This window comes from Reyranella sp. (assembly GCF_050185545.1).
GTDB lineage: Bacteria > Pseudomonadota > Alphaproteobacteria > Reyranellales > Reyranellaceae > Reyranella.
Map to the genome: position 1 here is coordinate 1 of NZ_JBFWZI010000148.1, position 18,819 is coordinate 18,819.

14 protein-coding genes and 2 pseudogenes are annotated in these 18,819 nt (G+C 65.4%); 7 read left to right on the plus strand and 9 right to left on the minus strand.

What is annotated here, in order from left to right; genetic code table 11:
- A pseudogene (locus tag AB7O82_RS28385) lies at positions 1–506 on the plus strand (hopanoid C-3 methylase HpnR); the annotation flags it as partial.
- A 418-nt stretch (positions 507–924) separates the two neighbouring features.
- Positions 925–2,742: an arsenical pump-driving ATPase gene (arsA, locus tag AB7O82_RS28390; protein ID WP_428542094.1), complete on the plus strand. Its 1,818-nt coding sequence runs from the start codon at positions 925–927 to the stop codon at positions 2,740–2,742.
- A 271-nt stretch (positions 2,743–3,013) separates the two neighbouring features.
- Here the strand turns inward: arsA and AB7O82_RS28395 are convergent, their stop codons facing one another.
- From AB7O82_RS28395 to AB7O82_RS28415, 5 genes are all read right to left on the minus strand, one after another.
- Positions 3,014–3,319 carry a carboxymuconolactone decarboxylase family protein gene (locus AB7O82_RS28395; protein ID WP_428542091.1) on the minus strand — a complete coding sequence of 102 codons (306 nt, stop codon included), beginning with the start codon at positions 3,317–3,319 and terminating at the stop codon, positions 3,014–3,016.
- Positions 3,320–3,570: 251 nt separating this feature from the next.
- A complete protein-coding gene (locus tag AB7O82_RS28400) occupies positions 3,571–5,367 on the minus strand; it encodes an adenosylcobalamin-dependent ribonucleoside-diphosphate reductase (protein ID WP_428620752.1) in 1,797 nt (598 codons plus the stop codon).
- A gap of 66 nt (positions 5,368–5,433) precedes the next feature.
- Complete coding sequence (locus tag AB7O82_RS28405; RefSeq protein ID WP_428542085.1) at positions 5,434–6,621, minus strand: thiolase family protein; 1,188 nt, start codon at positions 6,619–6,621, stop codon at positions 5,434–5,436.
- 59 nt (positions 6,622–6,680) lie between these two features.
- The gene (locus AB7O82_RS28410; RefSeq protein WP_428542082.1) at positions 6,681–7,070 is read right to left on the minus strand and encodes an OsmC family protein; all 390 of its coding nucleotides are present in this window, start codon (positions 7,068–7,070) and stop codon (positions 6,681–6,683) included.
- A gap of 101 nt (positions 7,071–7,171) precedes the next feature.
- Positions 7,172–8,074: an MmgE/PrpD family protein gene (locus tag AB7O82_RS28415; RefSeq protein WP_428542119.1), complete on the minus strand. Its 903-nt coding sequence runs from the start codon at positions 8,072–8,074 to the stop codon at positions 7,172–7,174.
- Between the two features lie 179 nt (positions 8,075–8,253).
- Between AB7O82_RS28415 and AB7O82_RS28420 the strand changes: the two are divergent.
- Positions 8,254–8,616 (plus strand): annotated as a pseudogene (locus AB7O82_RS28420) (TIR domain-containing protein); the annotation flags it as partial.
- 315 nt (positions 8,617–8,931) lie between these two features.
- Positions 8,932–10,824, plus strand: a complete 1,893-nt coding sequence (locus tag AB7O82_RS28425) for a hypothetical protein (RefSeq protein ID WP_428542122.1) — start codon at positions 8,932–8,934, stop codon at positions 10,822–10,824.
- Positions 10,825–10,881: 57 nt separating this feature from the next.
- Here AB7O82_RS28425 and AB7O82_RS28430 read toward each other — a convergent pair whose 3' ends face one another.
- From AB7O82_RS28430 to AB7O82_RS28440, 3 genes are all read right to left on the minus strand, one after another.
- Positions 10,882–12,477, minus strand: coding sequence for a winged helix-turn-helix domain-containing tetratricopeptide repeat protein (locus AB7O82_RS28430; protein WP_428620754.1), 1,596 nt, complete (start codon positions 12,475–12,477; stop codon positions 10,882–10,884).
- 45 nt (positions 12,478–12,522) lie between these two features.
- On the minus strand, positions 12,523–14,373 hold the full coding sequence (locus AB7O82_RS28435) for an AMP-binding protein (protein WP_428620756.1): 1,851 nt from the start codon (positions 14,371–14,373) through the stop codon (positions 12,523–12,525).
- A 462-nt stretch (positions 14,374–14,835) separates the two neighbouring features.
- A complete protein-coding gene (locus tag AB7O82_RS28440) occupies positions 14,836–15,147 on the minus strand; it encodes a nucleotidyltransferase domain-containing protein (RefSeq protein ID WP_428620758.1) in 312 nt (103 codons plus the stop codon).
- A gap of 61 nt (positions 15,148–15,208) precedes the next feature.
- Here AB7O82_RS28440 and oxlT point away from each other — a divergent pair, with 61 nt between their 5' ends.
- From oxlT to AB7O82_RS28455, 3 genes are all read left to right on the plus strand, one after another.
- Positions 15,209–16,513, plus strand: a complete 1,305-nt coding sequence (oxlT, locus tag AB7O82_RS28445) for an oxalate/formate MFS antiporter (protein ID WP_428620759.1) — start codon at positions 15,209–15,211, stop codon at positions 16,511–16,513.
- 65 nt (positions 16,514–16,578) lie between these two features.
- Positions 16,579–17,802: an acyl-CoA dehydrogenase family protein gene (locus AB7O82_RS28450; protein WP_428542067.1), complete on the plus strand. Its 1,224-nt coding sequence runs from the start codon at positions 16,579–16,581 to the stop codon at positions 17,800–17,802.
- A gap of 236 nt (positions 17,803–18,038) precedes the next feature.
- Positions 18,039–18,413 carry a YidH family protein gene (locus tag AB7O82_RS28455; RefSeq protein ID WP_428620761.1) on the plus strand — a complete coding sequence of 125 codons (375 nt, stop codon included), beginning with the start codon at positions 18,039–18,041 and terminating at the stop codon, positions 18,411–18,413.
- A 14-nt stretch (positions 18,414–18,427) separates the two neighbouring features.
- Here AB7O82_RS28455 and AB7O82_RS28460 read toward each other — a convergent pair.
- On the minus strand, positions 18,428–18,819 hold a 392-nt coding region (locus AB7O82_RS28460; protein ID WP_428620762.1), incomplete at its 5' end, for a VOC family protein.

Genomic DNA, 18,819 nt, shown 5'->3' on the forward strand with positions numbered 1-18,819 from the left:
TGCGCGAGTGGGCGCTGTCAGTCCCCGAGATCGTGCATCTGACCGTCAACACGCCCTACCCCGGAACCGAAACCTGGACCACCGATGCCAGAACCCTCACCACCCGTAACTACAAACTGTTCGACGTGCAGCATGCCGTGCTGCCGACAAGGCTGCCGCTGGCACGGTTCTACGAGGAGCTGGTCAAGACCCAGCAGATCCTCTTCAAGAAGCACATGGGCTGGCGGGCGCTCAGAGACTGCACCGCGATCGCCGCCGGCCACCTCGCGCGCGGCCAGACCAACTTCCTGAGGAGCCTCTTCAAGTTCGGCAGCCAGTACGACGTGCAGAAGCTCCTGGCTGACCATCGCGAGGAGACGCGCTGCCCGATCGCGCTTCCTGAGCGGAAGGCGGAAAGGGTCGACGCCCGTGAACTCTACATTCTGAAGCCGGAATTGGTCGGCGGCGCGACGGCTTCCGACCGCGACCGCCTTGGGCTCGCCAACAAGGGTGAAGGTGGGGGATAGCAGGTTCAAATCGGGGCCCCGCAACCACCTTTTACTCGATCTCGTACGACAAACTACGAAAGACTACGGCGGACGTCAGGTCGAGGTATGCGGTGATTCATCGTGCCCTGCATCATCTCTTGCTACCGCTTGGGTCGGCCGCCGGTCGGCGCGACTGGCAGGCGGATTTCAAGACCTTGGGATCTCACCTGATGAACTATGGCAGGTGCGCGGGGAAAAACGACACACCCTCTCGTCGCTTCGCTCATGGCCTCCTCCCCTTTGGGGGAGATTGGATGAGCGACGCCACACCGGTGAGAAGCCATTTCCTCGTCGGCTCGGGCCGACGGTCGCCCTTCGTCCATCGGCACAGCCGGGCTTGTTTTCAGTACCGGCCCCCGCCAGCATCGCCAGGCATGAGTGATCCAGGGGTTCTGAAATGACGCTTTCGGCGGCCGAGCAGAAGCAGAGGGCGCCGCCGCCGCGCGGTGCTCCCAACTTCCTGGAAGCACCCCCGCGCCACTTCTTCTTCACCGGCAAGGGTGGTGTCGGCAAGACGTCGCTAGCTTGCGCCAGCGCGGTCTTCCTGGCGGATGCCGGCCGGCGCGTTCTGCTGGTTAGCACCGATCCCGCGTCGAACCTCGATGCCGTCCTGCAGACGAAGCTCGCAAACACGCCGACGGCAACCAATGGCATGACACGACTCGATGCCATGAACATCGACCCGGAGCAGGCGGCGCGCGACTATCGCGAGCGCACGGTCGCACCTTACCGGTCTGTTCTTCCGTCGAACGAAATTGCGTTGCTCGAGGAAAGGCTGTCGGGCGCCTGCACCGTCGAGGTCGCCGCCTTCGACGAGTTCGCCCTGCTGCTGGGCGACCGGGAGAAAACGGACGGCTATGATCACGTGATCTTCGACACGGCGCCCACCGGCCATACGCTGCGGCTGCTCGAACTGCCGGCTGCCTGGACCGGCTTCCTCGAAGCCTCGCCGGGGGACGCGTCGTGCCTGGGTCCCTTGTCCGGCTTGCGCGCGCAGCGCGACCGCTACGAGATGACCGTCCGCGCCCTGTCCGACCCGGCCTCGACGGAAGTCGTGATCGTCGCCCGGCCCGATCGCGTCGCTCTCTTGGAGGCGGCCCGCACCAGCGTCGAGCTGCGCGGGCAGGGGATGACCAATCAGCATCTGGTCATCAACGCGGTCTACCATGCCGGTGCTGCGGACGATCCGCTCGCGCGGGCGGTCGAACGGCGAGGGGCCGTGGCCCTGGCCGGCATGCCCAAGGAATTGAAGGACTTGCCCCAATCCCGCATTCCGCTTCGTCGCCGCAACATCGTAGGCCTGGAGACGTTGCGCGGCTTCCTGGCCGAGGCGCCCGACGAGGCAGGCGAACCTCCGGAGGCAAATCTCGCCTTGCCGTCCGGGCTCATGCTGCTTCATTCCCTGGTCGACGCGTTCGCCGCTTCCGACACGGGCATCGTCATGGTGATGGGCAAGGGCGGCGTGGGAAAAACCACCGTTGCCGCCGCGGTCGCCGTTGCACTCGCCGCGCGCGGCAAGACGGTGCACCTCACGACGACCGACCCTGCGCAGCACCTGCATGAGACGCTGTCGGAGGGCGTGCCCAACCTCAGGGTGACCCATATCGATCCCAAGGAGGAGGTCCGGCAATACCGCGCGAAGACGGTGGAGGCGGCAAGGACCGATAAATCGCCTGAGCAGCTAGCGCTGTTGCGCGAGGAGCTGCAATCGCCCTGCTACGAAGAATTGGCCGTGTTCCAGGCCTTCTCGCGCGTGATCGTGTCGGCGCGGAAGGAGGTCGTCGTCATCGACACCGCGCCGACGGGACACACGCTGCTGCTGCTCGACACCGCCGGCGCCTACCATCGGCAACTAACTCAGAACATGCCGGAGGGTGTGCGGGTGCGCACGCCACTGATGCTGCTGCAGGATCGCAATTACACCAGGATCCTGATCGTCACCCTGCCCGAGACGACCCCCGTGCTCGAGGCCGCCGCCCTACAGGACGACTTGCGTCGCGCCGGCATTGAGCCGTTTGCCTGGATCATCAACAGCAGCCTTGCCGCGGCCGAGACAATCGATCCGGTGCTACGCTCGCGTGCGGCCGCCGAAGTGGCGGAGATGGCCAAGGTGACGGGCGGCTTGGCGACACGCGTCGCCGTCATCCCGTTTCAGGCGGAAGAGCCCGTGGGAGCCGAACGGCTTCTGGCGCTCGCGGAATCCAATCCTGATTGACGTCCTTCAAGCAGATCCTCACTTGCGGATCTCACTCAAGCCCCCTTCGCCCAGTCATCTCAGTCGTGCCAAGGTTTCTCGGGCAGTCCCAACGCGTGCTCCAGCAGCCTTGTGAACGACACGGGTGACTTTCACGCGGTCATTTGTATTTTCCGCCGCAAGGAGCCATTCTTGCACCAAGCAGTGAAATGATCGTCGCTGATTGAAACTGTCACTGAGTGCCGCTCCGATTTGATCGTAAGGAACCTCCGCCGGCACGCGTGACAGTCGTCTATGCATTCTTGCCGGCGGCGCCAAATTGATCATATGCACGCAGTGCATCGGCCCCATAGACCGCGGCCGGTCCGCCGCCCATGTAGATGGAGAGCGCAACGGTCTCGGCAACCGCCTCCCGCGCGGCGCCGTGCTGATGCGCCATCTTGGTGTGGTAGGCAACGCAGCCGTCGCAATGGACCGTGGTGCCGATGGCAAGTGCCATCAGCTCCTTTGTCTTTGTATCGATGGCGTTCGATGCCGTGGCAGCTGTCGACAGTGAGGCGAATGCCTTCATGGTGTCGGGTGAGCCCTTTCGCAGCATTCCGACGCCTGCAATACTTGCCGGCCATGACTTATCTGGTTCCTCACGGCCTTGAAGCCCATCGCGGCGCGGAGGAAGACCGTTAGAACGCCAAACAGCCACCCGGCGGCATCTCCGTTTGCATCGACTCGGATTGTATCCGCTTGAGCCCTGCTTTCCCTCGATGTCGCATTGCTCAGCCTTGTGCTGATTTTCGCCTTCGTTCGTGCAGCGCCGACAGAAGCGTGGCTCGAGCGGGCCATCTCAGGAACTCAATCAGGCTCGCGCTCGATCGCGCAGCAATGCGGTGCAGAAGCGTTCAGGTCCGCCTCGGTCAGGACGGTGCCAGTAATAGGATTGGGCCGGAAGGTCGTGCAGCCCTTGAGGCCCATGTCGAACGCGGCCTCGTAGATCCCCGCGAAGGCGTCAAAGGGGTAGTCCTCCGGTATCGTAACTGTCTTCGAGATGGAGTTATCGACATAGGGCTGCAACGCCGCTTGCATTGCGATGTGATCTTGAGGCAGCAGCTCGGACGCACACACGAAACCGGGCGGCACATCTGCAGGATTACCCTTGAGCTGTCGCCACAAGGCGAGCGCGTAGTCCACAAGCTCGAACGCGGTTCTGCTGCCGTCTTCATTGAGTACCTTGCGTTCGAAGGCGCCTGCGAACACCGGTTCAAGTCCGCTGGAGACATTCCCGGCAAGAAGGCTGATGGTTCCCGTCGGCGCGATCGCGATCAGATGGCTGTTGCGAATTCCCTGTCGGACGATACCGGCGCGGATGTCCGCGGGGAGAGACGCTATGAACGGGCCCTGCAAATGCTTGTCCCGGTCAAAAGCAGGAAAGGAGCCCTTTTCGTCCGCCAGCTGCACGGACGATCGGTACGCCGCATGGCAGGTGACTCGCATCAAGCTGGCGGCCGTCTCGCGCGCTGCCGGGCTTGCGTAGTGCAAGCCGAGCATTATTAACACGTCACCGAGGCCCGTGATGCCCAGGCCGATCCGCCGCGATCGTCGCGCGGCTTCCTGCTGGAGCGGAAGCGGAAATCGCGAGGCGTCGGTCACGTTGTCGAGGAGGCGCGTGGTGATTTTGGTCGTCTCGACGAGGTCTGCTTCATCGATGCTCGCGTACGGGGTAAAGGGATCGCGAACGAATCGGGTCAGGTTCAAGGAACCGAGGTCGCAGGCGCCGTAAGGTGGCAGGGGAACCTCCCCACAGGGATTGGTCGCGGTAATTCGCTCGCAATACCAGAGATTGTTGAGCCTGTTGATGCGGTCGATGAACAGGACCCCCGGCTCGGCGTAGTCATAGGTCGCACGCAAGATGTGTTCCCACAGGGCGCGAGCACGAGGCTGGCGATGGATCCGGCAGCGGACTGGCCCGCGATATCCTGGCCACTCCCGGAATATCGACCCGCCCGATCCATCGTCCCCGACATCTGGAAAGATCAATGGCCATTCAGCGTCCCGCCGCACGGCGTCCATGAAGGCGTCGGTCACCTGAACCGAAAGATTGAAGTGCCGCAGTGCGCTCGGTGCGCGCTTTGCCGAAACGAACTCGTCGATGTCCGGATGGTCGCAGCGGAGCGTCGCCATCATGGCGCCGCGACGGGCTCCGGTCGACAGGATCGTCGCGCACATCGAATCCCATACTTTCATGAACGAGACGGGACCCGAAGCGATGGCGCCGACGCCCTTGGCGCGCGCGCCGCGCGGGCGCAGGGTCGAGAAGTCATAGCCGACGCCACCGCCGTGCTGCATGGTAATGGCGCCTTCGTGGAGGGCACGGAAGATGCCCTCGATCGAGTCCTCGATTGTCCCCATGACGAAGCAGTTGAACAGGGTGACGTTGCGGCCGGTACCGGCGCCCGCTTGAATCCGTCCGCCAGGCAGGAACTTGAAGCCCTTCAGCACGTCGAAGAACCGTTGCTCCCAGAGGTCCCGGTCGCGTGGTTCGACGGCGCTCAACGCCCGCGCCATGCGACGCCAGCTGTCTTCGACAGTGCGATCGCCGCCGCCCGTGCTGTCTCGATACCTGTATTTGGTCTCCCAGACATGACGGGACACGTCCACTGCAAGAGACGTGTCGCCAGCCGTCTGTCCAGGCATCGACTTGCCGCTATGCGCGACGCATCACGCGAGCGACTCCAGCGCAAGGGCGATGCCCTGGCCGCCGCCGATACAGAGTGTCACCACGCCGCGCCTGAGCCCGTCGCGCCGCATCGAGTGCAGCAGACGGGTGGTGAGGACCGCGCCCGTCGCGCCGATGGGATGGCCATGGGCGATGGCGCCGCCCTCGACGTTGACCACGTCCTCCGCAAAGCCGAGTTCGCGGTAGACGGCGATGGCGATTGCGGCGAAGGCCTCGTTGATCTCGACCCGTTCGATGTCCTTGATCGACCAGCCGGCGCGCGCCAGCGCCTGGCGCACCGCCGGCACCGGCCCCAGGCCGAACATGCCCGGCTCCACGGCGCCGATACCGTAGCCGGCTAGCCGAGCCACGGGCTTCAGTCCCTGCTTGTCGGCAAAGCCGCGCTCGGCCACCACCATCGCCGCCGCGCCGCTGTTCAGCCCCGGCGCATTGCCGGCCGTGATGGTGCCGTCCTTGCGGAAGGCGGGGCGCAGCCTGGCGAGGCTCTCGAGTGTCGTATCCGCACGGTTGTGCTCGTCCTTGCGAAAGGTGCCGGGCTTGTTCCGCTCACAAAGCTCGACTGGCACGATCTCATCGTCGAACTTGCCGGCGCCTTGCGCTGCCGAGAAGCGCTTCTGCGAGCGCTCGGCCCAGCGATCCTGATCCTCGCGCGTGATTTGGCGGGATTTGACCAGCTCCTCCGTATGCCATCCTGAATGCCGATCGGAAAAGGCGTCGTTGAGCCCGTCGCGCAGCATGCTGTCGTAGATCTGCGCGTCGCCCATGCGATAGCCCCAGCGCCCGCCGGCCATCAGGTAGGGGGCGAGGTCCATATTTTCCATGCCACCAGCGATCGCCGCATCGGCGTGGCCGAGCCAGATCTCCTGGGCTGCCGAGACGATGGCCTGGGCGCCCGAGCCGCAGACGCGGTTGACGGTCATGGCGGGCACCTCGACCGGCACGCCGCCGTTGATCGCCGCTTGGCGCGCGGGATTCATCTTGTTGCCGGCCTGGATGACATTGCCCATCACCACGCTGGCGACCTTCGCCGGGTCGAGCGCGGCGTGAGAGAGCACGCCTCTCACGACCGCCTCTCCGAGCGCGGTGGCGGGCGTCGATTTCAGGCTTCCGCCATAGGTGCCGATGGCCGTTCTGAGCGGGGAGCAGAGAACAACTTCGCGATTGGACATTTGCGACCTCCTCAAGATGCTTGTGAAATCCGCGGCCGTTCAGCTCCTCTGAGGGCGCATCATTCGGCCCTCGAGTCTGTTGCCGCCGATACCGTGTTGAAAATGGTGCCGAACTTGCGAACGTTGGTATGCAGGAGTTCAAGACGCCGGTCGTTCTCGTCAGTGTCGAAAATCAGCTCGTAGTCGACCGAGATGATCTTCGGCGGGCTGTCCTGTCGGACGCCGTGGAGACTGACTTCGACGCCACGCAGATCGAAGCGGAGCAGAGGGACCGCCCGCTCGATGCTCTTGATCATGCAAGGAGCCAAGGCCGCCAGAAAGAGTTCGGCGGGATTGAATGCGTCTGACCGTCCCTTCACGTCGGTGTCGAGCACGACTTCCGCGTCCTTGCAGGCCGCGACGCTGCCGTGGGCGTCGAGTCGTCTTGCTGTCACCTTGTATTCGAGCATCTATGGCCCCTGTCAGAAGCGAATGGGCGAGCCTGAATGCGGTATAGAAATACGAATCTGCTACCCGCGCACGCATTGACCTGCGTCAAGAACGTGGGTCGTCAGGCCGCCTGAGCCGTACGCGAAACCGGCGCTTCATCGGCAGGTTTGCCGGCCAGCTCCGCCTCGGTCAGCCGCGCATAGACTTCGATCCGGTTGATGCGATAAAGGGTCTCGAGGAACACCCAACGCTCGCCGAGATTCTCGGTGTTGGCAGTGAAGTCCGCGTTGCGTCGACCCGCGAAGCTGTGGCTCAAGTGCCCTTCCTTGCTTCCGGCATAGGCGAAATAGAAGCCGGCCTCGCCTTCGAAGACCGTCTCGCCACCCGGTATCCCCTGCCGCGCCAGGCCGACAGCCAGCAGCGCGTTTCGTACGGCCGCACCTTCACGCACGGAGCGACCGCCGCTGCGGCCGCCTTCGAGGTTGCCCGCAGCCAGGTTCACGCATTGGGCGAGCGCGCCGTGAACCTGTCCCGCATCGAGGCCCATGATCTTGGCGGCAGCAACCGCGGCCCCGAAGATGCTGAACACGGCGCCGGCATGAAATCCCCGCGCCAGGATGGTAGGGACGAAATCTGCCGCCAGGCGTTCCATGACCTCGTAGCCGGCCGCTACTCCGGTCAGGAACTTTTGTCCGGAGCAGCGTGTTGCCTCGGCAGCCATGAGTGCCGCGGGCAGGACGGCGCAACTCGGGCGAACCACCATCCGGAAGGTGTCCCACTTGCCCCCGGCAAACATCATCTCCGAATTGATGAAGGCGGCTCCGGCCCGGGTGAAGCGCCGCCCGTCGACGAGTGTCGTGGTCGTGCCGCCGCAGCCGAGCTCTTCCTCCTCGACGAGGCGGATGGCCTGCATCGTTTCCGGGAAACCATGGCCGAGCAGGCATGAGGACAAGCCTTGCAGGGCGACGCCGCGAGCGCGGTCAAGGACCTCCGGCGGAAGATCCGAATAGGCAAGCGCCGTCACCCAACGCGAAAGGCGCCGGCTGATGCTCTCTGCAGACATGCGGTTTCCCTGCGATGAATGACAAGCTGTATCGTCGATGGGCTGCAAGACGTCACGCCGCTGCCAGCGACCGCACCTGGAGGTCGACGGAAGTCGCCGCCAGGCGCATGCTGACGGCGTGCAAGCGGAGGGACAGGGACATGGAAGGTCTCCCATCGACCCCCGGCGACGCGGCGCCGGAAGGGTGGGACGCGTTCCTGAGCTACAGCCACCGTGATTCCGCCGCAGCGGAGCGCGTCCACGCCTTTCTCCAGGAATTTCCGCTGCCGCCGCATGCCGGCCAGGCGCGGCGCCGGCTGCGAATCTTTCGGGACCGCAGTGACCTGCGGGCGAGGAATCTCGGCGACGAGTTGCCGGGCGAGATCGCCAGCGCCGCGATCCTGCTCGTCTGCTGCTCGAGCAGCGCCAGCGCGTCGGGCTGGGTCACTCGGGAGATCGAAGCGTACCTGACGAAACGCGGCGACAAGGCCCAGATCATTCCATTGCTGTTGTCGGGCGAGACCGAGAATGCGCTCCCCGAGCCGCTCAAGAGCCGCGAGCCCCTTGTCCTCGATCTGCGTGACGGCTGGCAGCTCGGCCGACCGCGCTCGTCGACCCGACTGGAGCTCCTGCGCGCCATTGCCGGCATTGCCGACATTCCCCTTCGCGAGCTGATCCCGTGGGACCAGGCGCGACGCCGACAACGGCTGGCGATGGCTGCAGGAGCTGGCCTCGCCGTCACCGCCGCGCTGATCGCGCTCGGCGTCAGCCTGCTGCTGGAACGGCGAGGCGCGGAAGCGCTCGCCAGTCATCGCCAAGCAGAAGGCGCCCTCGTGCAATTGGCGACCGGCGACGTGCCGCACGCCGTCGCCGCCCTGGGCCGCGTGATTGGAAACTCCGGCGAAGAGTTCGCGCGCGACTACGGCGACGTGTTCCGTTTCTGGCTCGCCCGCCTCTCGCCGTTGGACCGCGTCGTCGCCAATGCCCAGGGTGCCCTGCTGCGCAAGGGCGGACGCAATCACCTGGTGCTTGGCGCCCAGTCCATGCCAATCGTGGCCGCCGACGAACCATTCGAAGCCGTTCGCGTTGGCGCCGACCACCTTCTCGTCGTCGCCCCGGGCGAAGTCCTCCTTCTCGCCCTGCCCGACATGCGGCCCGTGCTGCGGCAAGCCTTTCCGACCCGACTGACGTTCGAGGCCTTCGCATCCGCCGCCGATGGGCGTGTCGTTGTCGCGGCCGCCAGCCAGCTCGAAACCACAAACGACGAGGACAAACCAACCATCGTTCACCCCTGCCATATCCTGGTCGTCGCTCCTGGAGCGACATCGCCAACCGTCGGGACGCCCTCCAGCGAGGCCGTTCGGCCGGCGGCGAGCGGCCGATTGGCAATGGTGTTGCGTCAGAAGGACGAGGCAGGCTGGCTGCTCGCCTCATCCTGTGTCGTGTCGCGCGAAGAGCTGGACGAACCGGATTCGGAGAAGCCGCGCAGTGACCTGCCCGCGGCTGCGCAGGCGTTCGCGAAAATCCTTCCGGAATCCGGCGTCGACATGGTGGCCTTGCAGCCTCTCCGGCCGATTGCCCGGTTCGACTTTCCAAGTCTGCTGGGCGAAGCCCGCCTGTGGCGTCACGACGCCAGCCAATCGACGCCGTTGGCGGTTTCGACGGCGTTCAACGCAGCGCTGCTCGCCCGAACGATGGAGGCGCTGGAGAAGCTCGCAGATCGCGAATCCGCCGACTGGGCGCCCTACTTCCACGACCTCGAGGAATGCGCGGTGGCCTGCGGCGCGGTGCCGGTGGAGGGCGGGACCATCATCTGGTCGGTAACGGTCAGTGGAAACAGCCTGGTGAACGTCACCCAGTGCGAGGTGCGCGACGCGCCGCCCGGTGCGCGCTGCCAGCCGAACCGGGTTGACTTCACCACCATCAACGCCGGGCACGTGTTCAGTCCGGGCGGACGCTGGATGCTGACGATCAGCCAGCACATCGGCGCGGCGCCACTTCAATTGTTCGACCTGATCGGATACCGCCATGTGCCGCTTGGCCGCATGCCGGCGGGCAAGGTCGTCCAGGCCGCCTTCACATCGAGCCCGGAGCGCCTGCTCGTGCTGACCGAGAACGACGAAGTGTGGGTCTTCGAAAGAGATGCATCGGGCTGGCGGCTGCAGCGGCGGATCCCCATCGCGACCCTGGTCGGCGATTCGAGCGATGCCTGTCACTATTACGGCACGGCGGCGAACGGTCGCCAATTGCTCGATCGACCCTTGCTGTCGCTGTCCCCGGCCCTCGCGCTGGCGCTCAACAACGATTGCACGCTCCTGGCGATCGACCCCTCCACCGGTAACCTGCGCTGGCGTGCGCCCCTCGGCAGGCCGGCCGCCGACGAACGCATCGACCTCATCAGCGCTCCGGGCAGTGCCGTCATCGCCGTGACGATCGGCGCGCGGCTGCGCCTGTTCCACGCCGGCACCGGCGCGCCGTTGTCCGACACGATCGACATCACGACGCTGTTCGCCGGCGCCAAGCCCGAGGATACTCGCGTGTCGGTGACAGCTGCCGGCGAGGTTCGCGTCACCTCCACCAGCGCAGGCACGGCGATTCGCGAAGCACCTCCGCTCGAGCGGGATTTCAAGGCATTGATGCCCCGGCTGCACAGCTGGACCGGCATCTCCGGCACGTCGTCGGCCACCCAGCCGGAGGAGGCCGATCCTGCCGGCTCTCAGCGACCTCGATGATGTCCCGATCGGCTCGGCCGCCCTCCCGGTTCATGCGGCCGAGCCGCTCGCGCAGGGTCACGCGACCAGCCCCGCCTTGCGAAATCCGGAGATCACATGCTCGCGGTCTTCGGCTCGCAGTTCCCTGAGCTCGTTCAACGGGAGCGACAGGTAGGTACGGAAAGCCTCGTTGAAACGCTCCAATGCTTCGGCGAACACGATGCGCGCCTCGTCGACCTGCCCGGTCTGTCCGAGCGCAGCCAGCAATGTGTTGTAAGGCGGCCGGAAGTGTGGAAACGAGTGGCGCAACTGCTGTGCAACCCGTATCGAGGCAGCATAGTCCTCCGCCAGGTAGTGCGCGCGAGCGACATAGTGCAACCATAGAGGGATGAGAGGATCGAACGGGCTGAGACGCATTGCCGTCTGCAGGGGTTTGATCGCGTCCCGAGGCCGCCCGCCCCAGAGACGTGCGCCCCCTTGGGCGCCGTAGGCCACCGCAGAATTGGGTTCGAGGCTGACCGCGAGATCGGCCTCGGCAAGGCTTTCCTCATGCGATCCTAACATCCAGAGGGCACGCGCCAGCACGGCATGTGCTGCAGCATCGGTCGTATCCTTCTTGACCGCGTTCCTCGCGTGCTCGAGCGCCTGAGGGACATTCACGTTGCGAAGATCGGGACGGAAAATGGTGACTTCATTGAGATAGCTTTGGGCGAGTGCGGCATCCGCCCGGGCGAATTGCGGATCGAGCTGGATCGCGCGCGCAAAAAAGCCGCGAGCCTTCGCGATCTCTTCAGCCTCGGTATTCGCGAGATGCCACATTCCGCGGTGGAAGCATTCCCAGGCGTCCAGACGTTCCGGCGCCTTGCGCGCCGCGCGCTCGCGCTCGCTGCGCTCGACCCGCGGCTGGATCGCCTCGCAAACGCTCGTGGCGATCTCGTCCTGCACCAGGAAAACGTCGGCCACGTCGCGGTCGTAGTGCTCGGCCCAGATCTGCCGACCTGTTGCCGCGTCGACGAGCCGTGTCGTCACCCGTATGCGGCTGCCGGCCTTTCGGATACTGCCTTCCAGCACATAGCGGACGCCAAGCTCGCGACCGATGTCCGTGATGGCGGTCGCCTTGCCCTTGTAGGTAAAGGTCGAATTGCGCGCGATGACGAACAACGCCCGCGACTTCGATAGAGTTGTCAGGATGTCTTCGGCAACGCCGTCTGAAAAGTACTCCTGCTCCGGATCGCCGCTCGAATTTGCAAAGGGAAGTACGGCGATGCCCGGTCGCTCGGATAGTCCCGGAGCCGCATGCAAGGACTCACGAAATTCGTCCGGCTGCCGCCGATCCGGCGCAATTGCCGGCTCCGGGCGGTCCGGGAGGATGCGCACGTCGCCGACAAAACGCAGACCCTTGCGCGCAATCGTACGGATCAGCTTCTGGTGCTGACCGTCGTCGCCGACCGCCTTGCGCGCAGCGAAAATACGGCTCGTCAGGGTCGACTCCGAGACGATCCGACCTCCCCAGACCGAGGCGACTAGATCGTCCTTGGTGACGACACGGTCGCGGTTCTGCAGCAGGAAAATCAGCAGATCCAGCACCTGCGGCTCGATGGCAATGGCGTCCGCACCCCGGTGAAGTTCACGCCGGTCGGCATCCAGCACATGATCGCCAAAGAGAAATCGCACGTTGCTGCCCCGACGTTTCCGCCCAACCACTTCTTCGAGAACGCGTCAACCGATCTCGATCACGCCTTCGCCGCCGGCATAGAGCCTGTCGACCAGCGCCTTGCGGCGCTCGAGCGTGGCGCGCTGGTTGATATAGCCCTTGTCGGTGATCTCGTGGCCGTCAACCGACGGCGGCTCGGTCATCAGCAGCGCGCGCTTGACGCGCATCGACGAGCCCTTGCCTTCCCGGTTCATGCGGCCCAACCCCTCGCGCAGGACGCCGACCACGGCGGGATGGGCGAGCAGCTCGGGCGTCGAGAGCTTGGCGCCGTCCTCTCCGGCGAGCTGGCGGCAGGCGGCGACATTGGGAAAGCCCAGCAGGCCGGCATAGTCGCGGTCCTGGCCGCAGATCACGGCGTCCTGAAGCACCGGGCTGGCCGCCGCGATGGCCGTCGCGCGCAGCGTACCCACCAGCACGAAGGTGCCGCTCATCAGCTTGAAGTCCTCGACAACGCGGCCGTCGAAGATCAGGCCCCAGCTCGGGTCCTCGGCATCGACGAAGCGGCCGGCATCGCCGATCTTGTAGAAGCCTTCCTCGTCGAACATCTGCGCCGTGAGGTCGGGCTGGCGATAGTAACCCGGCGTCACGATCACGCTCTTGAGCCTGAGCTCGTAACGGCCCTCCTCGCCGGTCGGCACGAGCTTGAGCTGCACGCCGGGGAACGGCAGGCCGATCAGGCCGACGCGCTCGGACGCCCAGTGCACGGTCGTCGCCGTCGGCGCGGTCTCGGTCGCGCCCCAGCCGGTGACGAAGGGCAACCGAAAGCCGGTGTACCTGACGGCCAGCGCCTCCATGCGCTCGTAGAGATCGGACGGCAGGGTCGCGCCGCCGTAGGCGAGCGAGTTCAGGTTCCTGAAGAATCGCCGCGCCAGGCCATCGTCATTCTCCAGCGCCGTCGCCAGCATGGCGTAGCCCGCCGGCACGTTGGCGAAGTAGGTCGGCGAGATCTCGCGCAGATTGCGCAGCGTCTCCTCGAACAGGCCGGGCAGCGGCTTGCCGTCGTCGATGTAGGTCGTGCCGCCGTCGGCGAGATTGCCCTGGAAGGTGGCGTTGCCGCCCATCGTGTGGTTCCACGGCAGCCAGTCGAGCATGACCCCCGGCGGATCGTCGGGCCGGCGCGTGCGCGCCATCTGGCCCATCGCCAGGTTGGCGCACATCATCTCCTGGGTGTTGATCACCGCCTTGGGCATTCCGGTGCTGCCCGAGGTGAACAGGAACTTGGCCGTCGTGCCGGGCTCGATCATCTCGACCGAGCGCGCGACGGCCTCGGTCGGGCGCGTCGCCAGGAGCTCGCTCCACGGCAGCGACTGCATCTCGGTTGGCGCCTTGTCGACATGAACCAGCAGCACGCCCTCGAGGTCCAGCGCCTTCAGGGCGCGGGCATAGATCTCGCCGTTCTGCACGAACACCAGGCCCGGCTTGATGAGATCGAAGACGTAGCGCAGCTTGGCGTGGTCCTGGCTCATCACCGAGTAGGCCGGCGACACCGGCGCAATCGGCGCGCGCGCCTGCATCGCCGCCATGGTAAGCAGGGCGAACTCGATCGAGTTCGACGACAGGATCATCACCGGCCTGTCCGGCCCGAAGCCACGCTCGATCAGCGCCTGCGTGACCGAATCGACCTGACGCTTTGCCTCGCCATAGGTGACCTTCAGCCATTCACGGTCGGGCCCGCGGCGTTGTGCCAGCCAGATCCGGTCAGGCGCCTGCGCGGCCCACCTGGCGAGGAACGCCGGCACGTGCTTCTCGTAGGGCTTCAGCCGGTGGTTCGATTGAAGGATGATCGTGCCGTCGTCCCGTCGGTCGACCCGAACGTCGCGGCTCAGGAAGTCGATCGGCTTGAAGGGCGTGCTCATGACGCTGTCCAACGGCGCTTCTCCCAATCTTGCTTGGTCGCCGATATTGAGGAGCAGGCGACATGGCGGCAAGCCGTGACCTTATGCTTCGTCGATCAACCTTTCGCAGAACGCGACGAATGACACCGCATCATCTCGCGCGTGCCGTGCATCATCGATCGTAAGCGTATCGACAGCGTCGTAGTCCGCGACGAGCCGCCGACTGAGTGCGCGCGCCAGGCGGCCAAGTTGCTCTCGCCCATCGGGCTGCGCCTGACGGAAATGTTCGCTGAACCGTACATTCACCTCGGCATGGGACTTGGGCAAACGCCAGGTTCCGGCTCGCAAAGAGCGCGAACGCCGCATGGAACATCGCATAGTACGCCCTGTGGCAGACAACCTCGGGAAGCTCGTTTTGCCAGCGCTCCGTAACCATACCGAGCAACCGGCCGGCTCGACGACGATGTCGACGGACCTCCTCGATCACAAATCGATCCCGTCGGTCCGGATCGCCTGCATCCGGTAGCTCTCCTCGCCTGCCCGTCGCAGCGGCAAAGCAACGGGCTGGATAAACTCGCCGGTATCCACGAGAAGATCGGTGCCGAGGTCGGTCAGTCGATAGCGATCGTCGAGCGTCGGATCGTCGGTCAGAAACACCGCGATGTCCCAGTCGGAATCGGGTCGCGAATCGCCACGCGCCCGCGACCCGAACAGCACGACCTTGGCCACGCGCTCGTGGAAGGCATGCACGACGCGGCGCTTGTATTCCCGGCCAAGGGCAATGTCCTGAGACATGCTACCATCTTAGCATGGGGCATTGGGGAGAGCTCGACCGGCCGGCCGGGAGCCGGGGTCGATGACAGGCGGCACACCAGCATTGCCGCGGGGCCGCCGCTGGCTGCAGTTGTTCGCTGGCGTCGTCTGCATGGTCATGATCGCCAACCTGCAGTATGGCTGGACCCTGTTCGTCCAGCCGATCAACCACAAGTATGGCTGGGGATTGCCGGCGATCCAGGTCGCTTTCAGCATCTTCGTCATCTGCGAGTCCTGGCTGGTGCCCTTCGAGGGATGGTTCGTCGACCGCTTCGGCCCACGCATCATCGTCATCGTGGGTGGGGTGCTGATCGGGCTCGCCTGGATCGTCAATGCCTTCGCCTCCTCGCTCGCCCTGCTCTACGTGGGCGCCGCCCTGGGTGGCATCGGCGTCGGCTGCGTCTACGGCACCTGCATCGGCAATGCACTGAAATGGTATCCCGATCGGCGCGGCCTTGCCGCCGGCGTCACCGCGGCGGGCTTCGGCATCGGCTCGGCAGCCACCATCATCCCGATCCAGAGCATCATCCAGACGAGCGGCTACGAGGCGGCCTTCCTGTGGTTCGGCGTCGGGCAGGGTCTGGTCATTCTCGCCCTCGCGCCGTTCCTGCGTGCGGCACCAGCTCACCGGGCATCGGCGGACGGACTATCGGCTGACGGGGCGCCGACCGCGGCGTCGGGAGCGAAGCCCAGCCACACCCCGGCCGAGGTTGTGCGCGCGCCGCTCTTCTGGCTGCTCTATTTCATGATGGTGCTGGTCGGCGCCGGCGGCCTGATGGCAACGGCGCAGCTGGCGCCGATAGCGCACGAGATGAAGGTAGCCCATGTACCGGTCAGCCTGCTGGGCATCACGTTGCCGGCGCTCACCTTCGCGCTGTCGATCGATCGGGTCCTGAACGGAGTCACCCGCCCGCTGTTCGGCTGGGTGTCGGATCGCATCGGCCGTGAGACCACCATGTTCATCGCCTTCGGGCTGGAGGCGCTGGGCATCGTCGCCCTCGGTCACTACGGCAGCGACCCGTTGCTTTTCGTTCTGCTGGGCGGGATCGTGTTCTTCGCCTGGGGCGAGATCTACAGCCTCTTCCCCGCCACCTGCACCGACTGCTTCGGCAGTCTCTATGCAGCCACCAATGCCGGGCTGCTCTATACGGCCAAGGGGATGGCCGGCCTGCTGATACCGATCGCCTCCCTGCTGATGGCCGAAAGCGGCAGCTGGCACCTCGTCTTCCTCGCGGCTGCGGCCATGAACGCCCTGGCGGCCGTCCTGGCGCTCCTCGTCCTGCGGCCGATGCGGGCGAGCTACATGGCCAATTTCCATCCGCTCCGCGAACAGCCGGGTGCGGCCTGAATGTCCGTTCACATCGGCCCGGTTTTCGGCCACATTCCGCCGCAGCACTGAGAGGGAGAGGCCATATGGATTTCGAATACTCCGATCGCAGCAAGGCGTTGCTGGAGAAGCTCAACAAGTTCATGGACGAGGTCATCTATCCGGCCGAGCCCGTCTATGAAGAGCAGATGGAGAAGGCCAAGGATCGCTGGTCGCTCCCGCCGGTCCTCGAGGAGTGCAAGACCGAGGCGAAGAAGCGCGGCCTGTGGAACATGTTCCTCCCGGCCGACCGCGCCTCGGGCGACACGCACGGCACGATGGGTCTCTCCAACCTCGACTATGCGCCGATCTGCGAGGTGCTGGGCCGGTCCGCGATCGCCTCGGAGTCGGTCAACTGCTCGGCTCCCGACACCGGCAATATGGAGGTGTTCGCCCGCTACGGCTCGGCCGAGCACAAGGAGAAGTGGCTGAAGCCGCTGCTCAACGGCGAGATCCGCTCCTGCTTCGCCATGACCGAGCCGGCCGTCGCCTCGTCCGACGCGCGCAACGTCGAATGCCGCATCGAAAGCGACGGCGACAGCTACGTCATCAACGGCCGCAAATGGTGGTCGTCGGGCATGGGCGACCCGCGCTGCAAGGTCATCATCCTGATGGGCAAGTCGGATCCCAACGCGCCGGCCTACCGCCAGCAGTCGATGATCGTGGTGCCGCGCGACACGCCCGGCATCAAGATCGTCAAGATGCTGCACGTGTTCGGCTACGACGACGCGCCGCACGGCCATGCCGAGGTGGTCTACGACAATGTGCGGGTGCCGAAGTCGGCCATCCTGCTGGGCGAAGGCCGCGGCTTCGAGATCGCCCAGGGCCGCCTTGGCCCGGGCCGTATCCATCACTGCATGCGCGCCATCGGCGTCGCCGAGCGGGCGCTCGAGATGGCGATCAAGCGCGCCAAGAGCCGCGTCGCCTTCGGCCAGCGCATTTCCGAGATGGGCGTCACCAAAGCCCATGTCGCCGACATGCGCATGGAGATCGACATGGCCCGCCTGCTGGTCCTGAAGGCCGCCTGGGCGATGGACAAGTTCGGCAACAAGGAAGCGCGCCAGCAGATCGCCATGATCAAGGTGGCGGTGCCCAACATCAGCTCCAAGGTCGTCGATCGCTGCCTGCAGCTGCACGGCGCCGGCGGCGTCAGCCAGGTCTTCAAGCTCGCCAGCATGTACGCCCACCAGCGCACGCTGCGCCTGGCCGACGGCCCGGACGAGGTCCATCGCGACCAGGTCGGCCGGCTGGAGATCGCGAAGTACAACTGACGTTCTTCGTTCCTCCTCCGTAGTCGGGGGAGGTGGCCCAAAGGGCCGGAGGGGGAAAGCCACGCTCGAGATGATTCCGATTCCGACGTCGGAACTTCAGAGATCCCGACCGAGGCTTTCCCCCTCCGCCCCGTATGACTGGGGCACCTTCCCCGTGGGCGGTTCCTTGACTGGAGAACATGGGGCGCGATCCTGCCGGTGTCGCGCCCTTCTTCTTCGCCCATGGGGAGGCCTCAGTGGATCAGCCGAAGCTCAAAACACATCATGTGACCGAGCATCTCGCCAACGAGCGGACCGTCCTGGCCTGGGTCCGCACCTCGATCGCGGTCATGACCTTTGGCGTCGCGCTGAACCGCTTCAGCCTGTTCCTGCTCGAGTTCCATCGCACGTCGGCGTCGGAGCAGGCCGTCAATCGCCACGCCGAAACCGTCGGCATCGCCCTGATCGCACTCGGCGTGCTGATCATGCTCGGCGCCTCGTGGCACTACGTCCACGTGTCGCAGACGATCGACGAGGAAACCTACCGGCCGCGCCGCTTCATGGTGATCGGCATGGCCTTCGCCGTCGTCGCCATTGGCGGGACGGCGCTGGTCCTCCTGTTCTCGAGCTAGTCCGATCTTCCTGGTTAGCGTCGCGCCGAGCCGAGCGGCGCCGGCGGTCCGTCGGGCACCTTCATGAGCTCGCTCTCCGGCATGCCCGCCTCGTAGGCGGCCGCCATCTCCGCCGGCTCGAAAGCGACGCCGATCGGATTCTTGCGGAAGGCGTCGGTCATGAAATAGGCCGAACACTCCCCCTTGGTCTTGAAGCGATCGACCTGCAGCTCGACCGAATTGCCATCGGGGTCGCGGTAGTACATCGAGATCGTCGGGCCGTGATGGATCGGCCGGTATGGCTCGATGCCCTTGTCCTTGAGGCGGCGCCAGGTCGACAGCAGCTGGCCGATGTCGCGGAAGGTGTAGGCGACGTGCGCCAGGCCCCACGCCTTCTGGTCGGGCTCGTGCAGCCCTTCGACATTGA

Excerpts from the sequence above, each read along its gene's own strand:
- arsA (WP_428542094.1), top strand. The coding sequence starts at position 925 with ATGACGCTTTCGGCGGCCGAGCAGAAGCAGAGGGCGCCGCCGCCGCGC.
- AB7O82_RS28395 (WP_428542091.1), bottom strand. The coding sequence starts at position 3,319 with ATGCTGCGAAAGGGCTCACCCGACACCATGAAGGCATTCGCCTCACTG.
- AB7O82_RS28405 (WP_428542085.1), bottom strand. The coding sequence starts at position 6,621 with ATGTCCAATCGCGAAGTTGTTCTCTGCTCCCCGCTCAGAACGGCCATC.
- AB7O82_RS28410 (WP_428542082.1), bottom strand. The coding sequence starts at position 7,070 with ATGCTCGAATACAAGGTGACAGCAAGACGACTCGACGCCCACGGCAGC.
- AB7O82_RS28435 (WP_428620756.1), bottom strand. The coding sequence starts at position 14,373 with ATGAGCACGCCCTTCAAGCCGATCGACTTCCTGAGCCGCGACGTTCGG.
- AB7O82_RS28440 (WP_428620758.1), bottom strand. The coding sequence starts at position 15,147 with ATGTCTCAGGACATTGCCCTTGGCCGGGAATACAAGCGCCGCGTCGTG.
- oxlT (WP_428620759.1), top strand. The coding sequence starts at position 15,209 with ATGACAGGCGGCACACCAGCATTGCCGCGGGGCCGCCGCTGGCTGCAG.
- AB7O82_RS28450 (WP_428542067.1), top strand. The coding sequence starts at position 16,579 with ATGGATTTCGAATACTCCGATCGCAGCAAGGCGTTGCTGGAGAAGCTC.